At 71.2% G+C, this 13,039-nt stretch carries 12 protein-coding genes; 8 read left to right on the plus strand and 4 right to left on the minus strand.

All coding sequences use genetic code 11. The features are described from left to right. Positions 1–97: 97 nt before the first annotated feature. The 8 genes from ACQPYZ_RS10845 (at position 98) to proB (ending at position 9,436) form a co-directional block, all read left to right on the plus strand. The gene (locus ACQPYZ_RS10845) at positions 98–598 is read left to right on the plus strand and encodes a DUF1772 domain-containing protein (RefSeq protein WP_433167328.1); all 501 of its coding nucleotides are present in this window, start codon (positions 98–100) and stop codon (positions 596–598) included. A 1-nt stretch (position 599) separates the two neighbouring features. Continuing rightward, a complete protein-coding gene (locus ACQPYZ_RS10850) occupies positions 600–1,277 on the plus strand; it encodes a hypothetical protein (protein WP_433167329.1) in 678 nt (225 codons plus the stop codon). Between the two features lie 12 nt (positions 1,278–1,289). Then, positions 1,290–2,117 (plus strand): TIGR03936 family radical SAM-associated protein, encoded by an 828-nt coding sequence (locus ACQPYZ_RS10855; protein ID WP_433167330.1) that lies wholly within the window; start codon positions 1,290–1,292, stop codon positions 2,115–2,117. 142 nt (positions 2,118–2,259) lie between these two features. Further along, on the plus strand, positions 2,260–5,787 hold the full coding sequence (locus tag ACQPYZ_RS10860; RefSeq protein ID WP_433167331.1) for an Rne/Rng family ribonuclease: 3,528 nt from the start codon (positions 2,260–2,262) through the stop codon (positions 5,785–5,787). 162 nt (positions 5,788–5,949) lie between these two features. Then, on the plus strand, positions 5,950–6,267 hold the full coding sequence (gene rplU, locus ACQPYZ_RS10865) for a 50S ribosomal protein L21 (protein ID WP_132317692.1): 318 nt from the start codon (positions 5,950–5,952) through the stop codon (positions 6,265–6,267). A 12-nt stretch (positions 6,268–6,279) separates the two neighbouring features. Beyond that, positions 6,280–6,540 carry a 50S ribosomal protein L27 gene (gene rpmA / locus ACQPYZ_RS10870; RefSeq protein ID WP_132152713.1) on the plus strand — a complete coding sequence of 87 codons (261 nt, stop codon included), beginning with the start codon at positions 6,280–6,282 and terminating at the stop codon, positions 6,538–6,540. Between the two features lie 198 nt (positions 6,541–6,738). After that, positions 6,739–8,316 carry a GTPase ObgE gene (gene obgE / locus ACQPYZ_RS10875; RefSeq protein ID WP_433167332.1) on the plus strand — a complete coding sequence of 526 codons (1,578 nt, stop codon included), beginning with the start codon at positions 6,739–6,741 and terminating at the stop codon, positions 8,314–8,316. A gap of 4 nt (positions 8,317–8,320) precedes the next feature. After that, positions 8,321–9,436 (plus strand): glutamate 5-kinase, encoded by a 1,116-nt coding sequence (gene proB, locus ACQPYZ_RS10880; RefSeq protein ID WP_433167333.1) that lies wholly within the window; start codon positions 8,321–8,323, stop codon positions 9,434–9,436. Positions 9,437–9,538: 102 nt separating this feature from the next. On the opposite strand, the gene ACQPYZ_RS10885 is transcribed toward proB, so the two are convergent. Genes ACQPYZ_RS10885 through ACQPYZ_RS10900 form a run of 4 tightly spaced genes read right to left on the minus strand, consistent with a single transcriptional unit; the run spans position 9,539 to position 12,961 of the window. Continuing rightward, positions 9,539–9,928 carry a universal stress protein gene (locus ACQPYZ_RS10885; RefSeq protein ID WP_433167334.1) on the minus strand — a complete coding sequence of 130 codons (390 nt, stop codon included), beginning with the start codon at positions 9,926–9,928 and terminating at the stop codon, positions 9,539–9,541. A 2-nt stretch (positions 9,929–9,930) separates the two neighbouring features. Next, on the minus strand, positions 9,931–11,451 hold the full coding sequence (locus ACQPYZ_RS10890; protein ID WP_433167335.1) for a tripartite tricarboxylate transporter permease: 1,521 nt from the start codon (positions 11,449–11,451) through the stop codon (positions 9,931–9,933). Beyond that, positions 11,451–11,957 (minus strand): tripartite tricarboxylate transporter TctB family protein, encoded by a 507-nt coding sequence (locus tag ACQPYZ_RS10895; RefSeq protein WP_433167336.1) that lies wholly within the window; start codon positions 11,955–11,957, stop codon positions 11,451–11,453. Before ACQPYZ_RS10895 ends, ACQPYZ_RS10890 begins: the two co-directional genes overlap by 1 nt. After that, positions 11,957–12,961, minus strand: coding sequence for a Bug family tripartite tricarboxylate transporter substrate binding protein (locus tag ACQPYZ_RS10900; protein WP_433167337.1), 1,005 nt, complete (start codon positions 12,959–12,961; stop codon positions 11,957–11,959). Before ACQPYZ_RS10900 ends, ACQPYZ_RS10895 begins: the two co-directional genes overlap by 1 nt. Between the last annotated feature and the right edge of the window lie 78 nt (positions 12,962–13,039).

Below are 13,039 nucleotides of genomic sequence, written 5' to 3' on the forward strand. Positions count from 1 at the left end.
TTCGCGGACATGGTTGTGAGCCTCGGCGACATGTCCGTGCACTCCCCAGTGCCATAGCTTTTCCGTGCGGGACGGTCCCGCCGACTGGAGGGGTGAGATGAACGGACTGCGGGTGGCCTCGTTGCTGGCGGCCACGATGACGACGGGCCTGATGGCGGGGATCTACGCGATCTTCTCGAACGCCATCATGCCCGGGCTGGCCACCGTCGACGACAAGACCTTCGTGGGTGCGTTCCAGTCGATCGACCGGGCGATCCTGAACCCGTTGTTCACCGGCCTCGGGTTCCTCGGCGCGCTGGTGTTCACGCTGCTGGCCGGTCTGCTCAGCCTGAAGGAGAAGGCGCTGCCCTGGATCGCGGTGGCGTTCGTGCTGTACCTGATCACGGTGATCGTGACGATCGCGGTCAACGTCCCCCTGAACGACGCGCTCAAGGCGGCCGGCGACCCGGACACGATCGACGTCGCCGCCGCCCGGGCCGCGTTCGACGAGGCGCGGTGGCGGTCGTTCAACCTGGTCCGGACCGTGCTCAGCACGGTCGCCTTCGGCCTCCTCGCCTGGGCCCTCTACCTGACCGGCAAGTCGGCCACCCAGCCCTGACATGACCACCCGGGACGCCAGCGGTGCCGACGACTACCGGATGTTGCTCACGGTGATCGCCGGCATCGCGCTGGGCGTCGCCGCGACCGCGCTGCCGGCGCTGATCGAGGGCCCGTTCCTCGACTGGACGTACGCCGCCAAGGTGGTGCTGTGGTTCACCGGGATCGGCGCCAACGTGCTCGAGTACCTGGCGGTCTCGTTCGGCTCCCGGCTCTACCTGACCCGGGTCGAGGTGTTCGCGACCGCCAGCCTGGCCCTGGTGTTCCTGGCCCAGGCCGGGCTGTTCGTCGTCCTTAGCCGCGGTCGCGACGACCTGCTGGCGAGCCGGTGGTTCAGCGTGTTCGCGATCTTCTGCGTGCTCGCCGCGATCGAAGCGAACCACGGCCGCCGGATTGGACTCCGGTACGGCGGCAACCGCTTCCCGGCGGAGGTGGTCGACGTGTACACCCAGTCGCTGCGGCAGGTCGTCGTACTGCTGCTGTCGGCGGCCGCGGTGTCGGTGGGGTTCGCCGTACTCGGGCAGTGGGCGCCCGGCTGGCTGACGTTCCTGTTCGCGCTCGCCGCCCTGGCCGTGATCGTCGGCGCGAACGTCCACCAGGAGCGCACGCGGAACGCGCTCGCCGCGTACGGCGTACTGCCGGGCCGGTACCTGAGCGGCGAAGCGCCCGCCGGCGACTGAGACAATGACCTCGTGGCACCTGTTCAAGCACCGCCTTCCCAGCAACTGCCCGCCGTCCAGAAACTGCGGGTCCGGTTCGCCAAGCGGGGGCGGCTGCGATTCACCTCACACCGGGACTTCCAGCGGGCGTTCGAGCGCGCCGTCCGCCGGGCCGGCCTGCCGGTCGCGTTCTCGCACGGCTTCAGCCCGCACCCGAAGATCTCGTACGCCGGGGCCGCGCCGACCGGAGCCGCCTCGGAGGCGGAGTACCTGGAGATTTCGCTCACACACGAGCGGGACGCCGAGCAGGTCCGGGCCGCCCTGGACGAGGCCCTGCCGCCCGGCCTGGACGTGCTCGAGGTGGTCGTCGCCGGGCCCGGCTCGCTGGCCGACCGGCTGGAGGCGAGCGAGTGGCTGATCGCGCTGCCAGGCGTCGATCCGGAGGCGGCGGCCACGGCGGTGGAGGCGTTCCTGGCCCGGGAGGAAATCCTGGTCGAGCGCATGACCAAACGGGGACTTCGCTCGTTCGACTGTCGGGACGCCGTTCTGCGACTCACCGTCGCGCACGAACCGGCGCCGGTTGCGACGTGTGCGATACTGCAAGTGGTGTTACGGCACGGAACCCCGGCCGTGAGACCCGACGACGTTCTCGCCGGCGTGCTCGAAGTAGCGACGCTCCCGGTGACGGGCCCGGCTCTGCTGACCAGGCTCGCCCAGGGCCCGCTCATCGCGGCCTCCGGCACGGTGGACGACCCGCTCGCTCGTGACCGCGACGCCACCCAGGCGACCGCGACCGGCCAGGCGGACGACCACCAGACGCATCCAGCGGAGGGCGACGCCGCCGCTCCCTCCGAGCCCTGAGCACGGGCGGAGCGGATCCAGCAGGCTTCCGCCGCGCCGGCACCGACGCCGGGCGAGGCGAACCGTGACCGCCAGGTGGCAGCGTCCGGACCCGTGACAGGGGTCGCAGGATGCGCCGCAGGGCTTGAGGAGACCGCACCACATGCTCGACAACGAGCCGACCACCGAAGCAGCCGAATCGGCCGCACCCGCCCAGGAGCAGCCCGCCGCCCGCAGGACCGCGAAGAAGGCTGCCACCGCGAAGAAGACGACCACCACGCGCAAGCGGACCGCCAAGAAGGCCGTCCCCGCCGAGGAGGTCCCCACCCAGTCCGACGGCGAGACCGCCGACCCGGCCCCGGTGAAGAAGGCCGCCGCGAAGAAGGCGGCCGCCACGAAGACCGCGGCCAAGAAGACGGCCGCGACGAAGAAGAGCGCCGCGAAGAAGTCCGCGACCAAGCGGACCGCGAAGAAGGCCGCCGGCCAGGACACGTTCCCGGAGCTGACCGAAGCCGGCCCGGCGCCGGAAACCACTACTGCGGACGCCGGTCCGGTCGTCGAGAGCGCCCCGGCGCCGGCGAAGAAGACCACCCGCAAGCGCACCACCAAGAAGACCGCCGGCCAAGGCCTGGTCACCACCGACAGCCCGGTCTCCGACGGCCCGGTCACCGACGCCGAAACCCCGCAGACTCCGGTCGGCTCGCGCACGGCGTCCGGCTCGGACACCGCGAGCGGCACCGCTGGCGACTCCGGTTCCGCTGCTGTGGCCGCCGGAAGCGCCGAGGCTGACTCCGCTGAGTCCAACTCCGGCCCGCGCTCCCGGACCCGGCGGTCCCGTGGACGCGGTCGGGGTGGGGCGACCGAGGAGTCGGCGGCGTCGGCCGACCGCGCCGACGGCGTCATCCAGGCAGGCGAGGGCGCCGCACCGACCGCCGACGCAAGCACGCGATCCGGCGACGCGAGTGCGCGGGGCGGCGACTCGGCCGGGCGGCCCGGCGACTCGGCCGGGCAGACCGGTGAGGGGCAGGCCGACGAGGCTCCGCAGCGGCGGTCGCGGCGGCGGGCTCCGGCTGCGGCGGCGGTGCTGTTCCAGGCGCCGACCGACGTACCGGCGCAGGCGCCCGCGCAGGCCGCGGCGACCAGCCCGGTCGAGGCGACCCCGCAGGCCGACGAGGCGACCCCGTCGGCTGACGAGGTGACCGCCGAGCCGGGTGCCGACGAGCAGCCGACCACGACCCGTCGCCGGCGCAACCGCCGTACCAAGGACGCCGAGGCCAAGGACGCCGAGGAGGTCGCCGCCGAGCGCGCCGAGCCGGTCGTCGAGGCCGCCGAGGCGGTGACCGAAGCGACCGAGGAGGCCGCCGACACCGAGGACGGCGAGGAAGGTGGCGACGGGACCCGTCGCCGTCGCCGTCGCCGCGGTGGACGTCGCCGCCGCAAGTCCGGGGACGCCGAGGGTGCCGAGGACGGCGCCGACGAGCACGAGGACGACGACGAGCAGGACGGCGAGAGCGCCGCCGACGACGAGCAGGAGTCCGCCGGCGACACCGACGAGGACGGCGAGGGCTCGGGCAGCTCGTCCCGGCGCCGCCGCCGTCGCCGTCGCCGCAAGGGCGAGGATGGCGCCGCGTCGCCGGACGACCCGGACGAGACCGTCGTCCGCGTCCGCGAGCCGCGTAGCAAGAACACCGCCAGCGAGATCACCGCGGTCGAGGGCTCGACCCGGCTGGAGGCGAAGAAGCAGCGCCGCCGCGAGGGCCGCGCGGCCGGCCGCCGGCGCGCGCCGATCGTGACCGAGGCCGAGTTCCTGGCCCGCCGCGAGTCGGTCGAGCGGACCATGGTGATCCGGGCCCGCGAGGACCTGACCCAGATCGCGGTCTCCGAGGACAACGTCCTGGTCGAGCACTACGTCGCCCAGGCCGAGCAGACCTCGCTGATCGGCAACGTGTACCTCGGCCGCGTGCAGAACGTGCTGCCCAGCATGGAGGCCGCGTTCATCGACATCGGCAAGGGCCGCAACGCCGTGCTGTACGCCGGTGAGGTCGACTGGGCCACGCTCGGCGGGGCCAACGGCCCGCGCAAGATCGAGCAGGTGCTGAAGTCCGGCCAGTCCGTGCTGGTCCAGGTCACCAAGGACCCGATCGGCCACAAGGGCGCCCGGCTGACCAACCAGATCAGCCTGCCCGGCCGGTACGTCGTCTACGTCCCGCGCGGCGGGAACGGCGGCATCAGCCGCAAGCTCCCGGACACCGAGCGGAACCGGCTCAAGGGCATCCTCAAGGACATCGTCCCGGACGAGGCCGGCGTGATCGTCCGGACCGCCGCCGAGGGCGCGTCCGAGGAGGAGCTGACCGCCGACGTCAGCCGCCTGCAGAAGTACTGGACCGAGATCGACCGGAAGTCGAAGAACGGTCAGGCCCCGCAGCTGCTGCACGGCGAGCCGGACCTGCTCATCCGCGTGGTCCGCGACCTGTTCACCGAGGACTTCAGCAAGCTGGTGATCTCCGGTGACGACGCCTACGACCAGGTCCGCGAGTACGTCGCCGGCGTCGCGCCGCACCTGGCCGACCGGGTGGAGCAGTGGTCGAGCGACGGTGACGTGTTCGCGAACTACCGGATCGACGAGCAGATCAAGAAGGCGCTGGACCGCAAGGTCTGGCTGCCGTCGGGCGGTTCGCTGATCATCGACCGGACCGAGGCGATGACGGTCGTCGACGTGAACACCGGCAAGTTCACCGGCTCCGGCGGCAACCTCGAGGAGACCGTCACCAAGAACAACCTGGAGGCGGCCGAGGAGATCGTCCGGCAGCTCCGGCTCCGCGACATCGGCGGCATCATCGTGATCGACTTCATCGACATGGTGCTGGAGTCGAACCGCGACCTCGTGCTCCGCCGCCTGGTCGAGTGCCTGGGCCGGGACCGGACCAAGCACCAGGTCGCCGAGGTCACCTCGCTCGGCCTGGTCCAGATGACCCGGAAGCGGATCGGCACCGGCCTGCTCGAGGCGTTCAGCGAGAACTGCGACCACTGCGGTGGCCGCGGCCTGATCCTGCACGACGAGCCGAAGGAGTCCCGCCGGCGCGACAGCCGTGGCGGTGGCAACAGCGGCGGCAACGGTGGCGGTGGCGGGCAGGACCACAAGCACGCCGCGCAGGACGGCGAAGGCGGTCGCAAGAGCTCCCGGCGCCGGGGCCGTGGCAAGGGCCGCTCCGAGGAGGAACAGCCCGAGCCGGAGGCGCCGCAACACAACGGCGATGCCGCCCAGCGCCTGGCCCAGATCGCCGCGGCCACCGCGAAGAAGTCCGACGACGACGCGACCACCGACACCCCCGGCGAGACGGTGACCAGCGAGGCAGCCGGAACCGCGGAGCAGCCCGCAGCCGCGGGTCAGCCCGCGGGCGCAGGTCGCGCGGGGGCCGAGGAGTCCCGTACGCCGGAGCCGACCGGCTACCCGGTGTCGGCCGAGGCCGAGGAGCACGTCAGCCCGGAGGCGACCGGTTTCCCGGCGCCCGTTGACAGCGCCGACGGCGCCGACGGCGCACCCGCGGACACCGGAGAGGCGGCGCAGAACGGCTCCACCAAGAGCACCCGGCGGCGGCGCAGCAGCCGTGGCCGCGGCAAGACGGCGTCCGAACCGGACGCGGGTGACAAGGCGGCCGAGGCCGCTGAGCTCGTGTCCACCGGCAGGTGACGGCGTCCCCGAGCAGGCGGCCGACCCGGTTTGACCCGTCTGTGAGGGGACCCGTAAACTTGAGCGTCGGCGCGCGTTCCGCGTGCCATGTTTGTGTGGGCCGCTAGCAGGTCTGTGCAGGCCCCCGTAAGTTTTCCGAACCAGCAGAGAGTGAGATCCACGGTGTACGCGATCGTGCGCAGTGGCGGCACCCAGCAGAAGGTCGCCGTCGGCGATGTCATCGAGATCGACAGCCTGACGGATCAGGTCGGCGACACGGTTTCGCTGCCCGCAGTCCTCGTCGTCGATGGCGACACCGTGACGTCCGACGCGGCCGCGCTGGCGAAGGTGGCCGTCTCGGCCGAGGTCCTGGGCCGCACCAAGGGCCCGAAGATCAACATCCTCAAGTACAAGAACAAGACCGGTTACCGCAAGCGCCAGGGGCACCGTCAGCACTACACCCAGGTCAAGGTCACCGCGATCGACGCGAAGAAGAAGTGAGCTGATCCACAGATGGCACACAAAAAGGGAGCGGCGTCGACCCGTAACGGTCGCGACTCCAACGCGCAGCGGCTCGGCGTGAAGCGGTACGGCGGCCAGCTGGTCAACGCCGGCGAGATCATCGTCCGCCAGCGGGGCACGCACTTCCACCCGGGCAACCTGGTCGGCCGCGGCGGGGACGACACCCTGTTCGCGCTGGCCGAGGGCACGGTGGAGTTCGGCACCCGGCGCGGTCGCCGCGTCGTCAACATCGTTCCGGCCCCGGCGGAGTAGTCCCGCCACCCGGACGTTTCAAGCTCTGTCGAAGGGCGGGTCGCGGAATACCGCGCACCCGCCCTTTGCTTTGCCCAGAGACGCGGACGTCCAGGCCATCACAACGGTCCCAGCGGGCGGTGTCTGAGCGCAGCCGCCGCCGAGCGGGATGATTGTGAGGGCCTGGCGGTCCACCACCAACAGAAAGCAGAACCACCGATGGCGATTCCCAGTTTTGTCGATCGGGTCACGGTGCAGGTCACCGCGGGCCGCGGCGGAAACGGCTGTGCCTCGGTGCACCGGGAGAAGTTCAAGCCGCTCGGCGGCCCGGACGGCGGCAACGGTGGTGACGGCGGCAGCGTGATCCTCCGCGTCGACCCCGACACCACCACCTTGGTCGACTACCACCGGTCCAGTCACCGCTCCGCCACGAACGGTGCCCAGGGCAAGGGTGACCACCAGGCCGGCAGCAACGGCGCCGACGTCGTGCTGCCCGTCCCCGACGGCACGGTCGTCAGTACGCCGGCCGGCGAGGTGCTCGCGGATCTCGTCGGCACCGGCGCCGAGTTCGTCGCGGCCCAGGGCGGCAAGGGCGGCCTCGGCAACGCCGCGCTGGCGAGCAACTCGCGCAAGGCCCCCGGGTTCGCACTGCTCGGTGAGGACGGCGAGGAGCGCACCCTCGTCCTCGAGCTCAAAGTGGTTGCCGACGTCGGTCTGGTCGGGTTCCCGAGCGCCGGCAAGTCCTCGCTGGTCGCGTCGATCAGCCGGGCCCGGCCGAAGATCGCCGACTACCCGTTCACCACGCTGATCCCGAACCTCGGGGTGGTCGTCGCCGGGGACACCACGTTCACGGTGGCCGACGTGCCGGGGCTGATCGAGGGGGCGAGCGAAGGGCGCGGGCTCGGGCACGACTTCCTGCGGCACGTCGAGCGGTGCGCGGCGCTGGTGCACGTGATCGACTGCGCGACGTACGAGCCGGGGCGGGATCCGCTCAGTGACCTCGACACGATCGAGGCCGAGTTGCAGGCGCACGGTGGGCTGGAGGACCGGCCGCGGCTCGTTGCCCTGAACAAGATCGACGTACCGGACGCGCGAGAGATCGCCGGGATGGTGCAGGCCGAGCTCGAGGAGCGCGGGTTGCGGGTGTTCCCGATCTCGACCGCGAGCCACGAGGGCCTGGAGGCGCTGAAGTTCGCGATGGCCGAGATCGTCGGCCGGCGCCGGGCGGAGGCGGAGAAGCCGGACACCACGCGGATCGTGATCCGGCCGCAGGTGCAGGGCGGGCCTGAGTTCAAGGTGAAGAAGCTGCCGGACGACGGCGGCTGGCTGGTGCAGGGTGACAAGCCCGAGCGCTGGGTGAAGCAGACCGACTTCGCGAACGCGGAGGCGACCGGCTACCTGGCCGACCGGCTGAACCGGCTCGGGGTGGAGAAGGAGTTGCTGGAGCGGGGTGCGGTCGAGGGCGACGCGGTCGTCATCGGCGACGGGCCGAACGCGATCGTGTTCGACTTCGCCCCCGAGGTCCAGGCCGGGGCGGAGATCCTGGCCCGGCGCGGTGAGGACCACCGGCTGGAGGAGGTCCGGCCGGCGGCCGAGCGGCGCCGGCAGAAGGACACCGAGTACCACGCCCGCCGGTCCGGCGAGCTGGTGACCGACCGGTCGGAGTACGGGCAGGGCTGGGTCGAGGACGAGGTCGACCTGTCCCCGGCCGAGGCCAGGCGAGCGGCGGAGAAGGCGGAGAAGCTGGCGCGCAAGGAGGCGCGTGAGCTCGATGCCGAGGGCACAGAAAACGGTTGACCTGATGAAACAGCGCGCGGAGGCCGTCGAGGCCACGCGGATCGTCGTGAAGGTCGGCTCGTCGTCGCTGACCCAGCGCGGCAAGATCGACCTGGAACGGCTCCGGTTGCTCGTCGACGCCATCGCGGCGCGCCGGGTCGAGGGCACCGAGGTCGTGCTCGTCTCCTCCGGCGCGATCGCGGCCGGCCTGGCCCCGATGGGCCTGCGGTCCCGGCCGCGTGACCTGGCCACGCAGCAGGCGGCCGCGTCGGTCGGGCAGGGCCTGTTGATGGCGCGGTACAGCGACGCGTTCGCCGCGCACGGCCTGCGCGTCGGCCAGGTGCTGCTGACGGTCGACGACGTGACCCGGCGCAGCCACTACCGCAACGCGTACCGGACGTTCGCGCGGTTGCTCGAGCTCGGCGTCGTACCGATCGTGAACGAGAACGACACCGTCGCGACCACCGAGATCCGCTTCGGTGACAACGACCGGCTCGCCGCGCTGACCAGCCACCTGGTGCACGCGGACCTGCTCCTGCTGCTGTCCGACGTCGACGGCCTGTACGACGGGGATCCGCGCAAACCGGGTACGTCGATGGTCGCGGACGTCCGTGGCCCGAAGGATCTCGAGCCGCTGCGGATCGGCCGGACGGGATCGTCGGGGGTCGGGACCGGCGGGATGCAGACGAAGGTCGAGGCGGCCGCGATCGCCACCGAGGCAGGGATCCCGGTGGTGCTGACGTCGGCCGCGCGCGTCGGTGAGGCGCTGAAGGGCTTGCCGGTCGGCACGCTGTTCCACCCGACCGGCCGTCGGCGCAAGACCCGCCTGCTCTGGCTCGCGCATGCCACCATGGGCCAAGGCCGCCTCCGGCTCGATGAGGGTGCGGTCCGTGCGGTGACCGAACGCCGTACGTCGCTCCTGCCGGCCGGGATCTCCGGTGTCGAAGGGACCTTCTCCGCCGGTGATCCGGTCGACCTGGTGTCGCCGTCCGGAGTCGTCATCGCCCGCGGTCTGGTCAACTACGACGCCACCGAACTGCCCGACCTGCTGGGCCGCTCGACCCGCGAACTGGCCAAGGAACTCGGGTCCGCCTACGAACGCGAGGTCGTCCACCGCGACGACCTGGTCCTCCTCCTCTAGCCGCGTTCATTCGTCGCCTTTTGACAGCAAACGGGGCGATCGCCGGCCAAGCGGGCTCGGCAGGGCTGTCAAAAGGCGACGAATGAACGCCTGTGGGTGGGGCTAGGGCTTGACGGCCAGGACCGGGCACTCGGCCTGGAGGAGGATGGTTTGGGCCTGGCTGCCCATCAGGAGCTTGCCGACGGGGGAGCGGCGGCGGAGGCCGATGACGATCAGCTCAGCGTTGATCTCGTGCGCCAGGGTCAGGATCTGGTCGGCCGCATCCTTGCCTTCGACAAGCTGTTTGAGCTCGTGCTCGACGCCGGAGTCGGCCAGCCGGTGCTCGACCGAGTCCCACTGGTCGTGGCTGGCGAACCGCTTGTCGACCAGCGCCTCGCCGCGGCTGGAGTTCACCACCACCAGCCGCTGGTCCCGGAGCTTGGCCTCCTCGATCGCGCCCTCGAGAGCAGCCATGCCCTCCGAGGTCGGCACGTATCCGACGATGATCGCCACGGCTACTCTCCCTTCTCGGCGTGCTGGGGTTCCTCGGCCTGCTTCGGGGTGCGCAGCCGGCCGACGATCGGCGGGACCACGATCACCAGCAGGATGACGACGTACACGGCCTTGGAGAACCAGGTGTTGTAGAGGCCGCTGAGCTCGCCGTCGCTGATCTGCAGAGCGCGCCGGAGCTGCTCCTCGGCGGTCGGGCCAAGGATGATGCCGATGATCGCCGGCACCACCGGCAGTCCGTACCGGCGCATGCCGAAGCCGAGTGCGCCGAGGACGAGCAGGAGCCATAGGTCGAACGTCGACAGGTTCGCGGCGTACGCGCCGATGCTGGCGAAGAACAGGATGCCGGCGTACAGGTACGGCCGGGGGATCCGCAGCAGCTTCGCCCACATCGGCGCCAGCGGCAGGTTCAGCGCGAGCAGGATCGCGTTGCCGATGAACAGGCTGGCGACCAGGCCCCAGACCAGCTCGGGCTGCGTCTCCAGCAGCCGCGGACCGGGCTGGATGCCGTAGCCCTGGAAGGCGCCGAGCATCACCGCGGCGGTCGCGGTGGTCGGGATTCCCAGCGTGAGCAGGGGAACCAGACCGCCCGCGGCCGACGCGTTGTTCGTCGCCTCGGGACCGGCGACGCCCTCGATCGCACCCTTGCCGAACTCCTCGGGGTGCTTGCTCAGCCGCTTCTCGGTGACGTACGACAGGAACGTCGGGATCTCCGCGCCACCGGCCGGTACGGCGCCGAACGGGAAACCGATCGCGGTCCCGCGCAGCCACGGCTTCCACGACCGCCGCCAGTCGTTGCGGTCCATCCGGGCGGCGCCGACCGGAATGATCTCGGCCGGCGTACGGCGCAGGTGCGCGGCGATCCACAGCGCCTCGCCGACCGCGAACAGGCCGACCGCGACCACGACCACGTCGATGCCGTCGGCAAGCTCCGGCAGGCCGAGGGTGAGCCGCTGCTGACCGGACGTCGGGTCGATCCCGATCAGGCCGATCAGCAGGCCGATCGCGAGGGCGGCCAGGCCGCGGACCTTCGACGAGCCGAGCACCGTGGTGACCGCGACGAACGCCAGCACGATGACGGCGAGGTAGTCGGGCGCGCCCATCTTGATGGCCAGTTGCACGACCGCGGGCGCGAGCAGAGCCAGACAGAGCGTGCCGATCGTGCCGGCCACGAAGGACCCGATCGCCGCGGTCGCCAGTGCGGCGGCCGCCCGGCCTCGCCGGGCCATCTTGTTGCCTTCGATCGCGGTGATGACCGACGCGCTCTCACCGGGCGTGTTCAGCAGGATCGACGTGGTCGAGCCGCCGTACATGCCGCCGTAGTAGATGCCGGCGAACATGATGAAGGCCTGCGTGGGCTCGAGCGAGTACGTCAGCGGCAGCAGCAGCGCGATCGTCATCGCCGGCCCGATCCCGGGCAGCACGCCGATCGCCGTACCCAGGAGGACGCCGAGGAAGGCGTACAGCAGGTTGGTCGGCTGGGCCGCGGTGGCGAACCCGTTCAGCAGTTCGGAGAACGCGTCCATCAGAGGATTCCCTTGAGGATGCCGACCGGCAGGGCGATGCCCAGCGCCAGGTTGAACAGGTACCAGGTGCCGACCGACAGCACGATCGAGATGACCGCGTTCCGGATCAGGTGCCGGCTGCCGAGCGCGTACGTCGTACCGAAGAACAGCACCGCCCCGGACACCGGCCAGCCGAGCCGGTCGATCAGCAGGATGTTCGCCACGAACGCGGCCGCCAGCAGGCCGAGGGTCTTCCAGTCGCTGCCGTGACCGAGGTCCACGTCCTCGCCCGCCTCCTGCTCGCCGCGGCCGCCGCGCAGGACGTCGACGGCGAGCAGTACGGCGGTCAGGATGAGCAGCGCGCCGACGACCAGCGGGATCGTCTTCGCGTCGACCGGCCCGCGGGTCTGGAGGTCGGGCAGCCGTAGCGCGTCGACCACGGCCCAGCCGCCGAGGACCAGGAGCAGGAGGGCCACTCCGAGCTCGGAGCGGCCCTGCGTCGTGTTGGTGGTGGCCGGGGTGCTCATCAGGCCACGAGACCCAGTTCCCGCAGTACGCCTGCGACCCGGTCGTTCTCGCTGGTCAGGAAGGTCTTGAACTCGTCACCGGTCTGGAACGCGTCCGCCCAGCCCTGGTCGGCCAGGGTCTGCTTCCACTGCGGTGAGTCGTGCATCTTGGTCAGCAGGTCGACGAACTCCTGCTTCTTCTCGTCCGACAGCTCCGGCGGCGCGACGATCCCGCGCCAGTTGGTGAAGACCAGGTCGACGCCGAGGCTCTTCAGCGTCGGCGCGTCGATACCCTCGACCGGCTTCTCGGTGGTGACCGCGAGGATCTTCACGTCCCCGGTCTTGGCCTGCTCGGCGACCTCGCCGATCCCGGTCGCGGCGAACGCGACCTTCTTGCCGAGCACCGCGGTGAGCAGCTCGCCGCCGCCGTCGTACGGCACGTAGTTGACGCTCTTCGGGTCCACCCCGACCGCCTTCGCCAGCAGCATCGGGGTCAGGTGGTCCGGGCCGCCCGCGTTCGACGCGCCGCCGACCGGCACCTTGCCCGGGTCCGCCTTCCAGGCCGCGACCAGCTGCTCCAGGCTGGTGTACGGCGATCCCTTCGGTACGACGATCGCCTCGGCCTCCTCGATCAGCTTGGCGATCGGGACGGTGTCCTGGAGGGTGGCCTTCGACTTGTTCGTGTAGACGGCCCCGACGACGCCGAGCCCCATCTGCATGAGGATGTCTTCCTTGCCCTTCTCGTTCACCAGCCGCTGCAGGCCGACCGTGCCGCCGGCACCCGCGGTGTTGAACACCTCGACGGTGTCGGTGAGCTTGGCGTCCTGCATCGACTTCGCCGCGGCCCGGGCGGTGGTGTCGTAGCCGCTGCCGGGGGAGTTGGGCACGAGGATGCGCAGGCCCTTCACCGGGCCGCTGTCGGTGCCGCCGGCGGCGTTGTCGTCGGCGCTCACGCCACAGCTGGTGGCGGCGAGGGCGACCGCCAGGACGGCGGTGATGCTGGTGAACCACGTCCGTGCTTTCACGGCGGTCTCCTAGGGCTGCGATGGTTCGGTGGTACTGCGGTCGCCGTCAGCGTGCCGTGGACGCGGTGGGGGTGTCAC

The sequence above is a fragment of the Kribbella sp. CA-247076 genome, from assembly GCF_050942445.1.
Taxonomy (GTDB): domain Bacteria; phylum Actinomycetota; class Actinomycetes; order Propionibacteriales; family Kribbellaceae; genus Kribbella.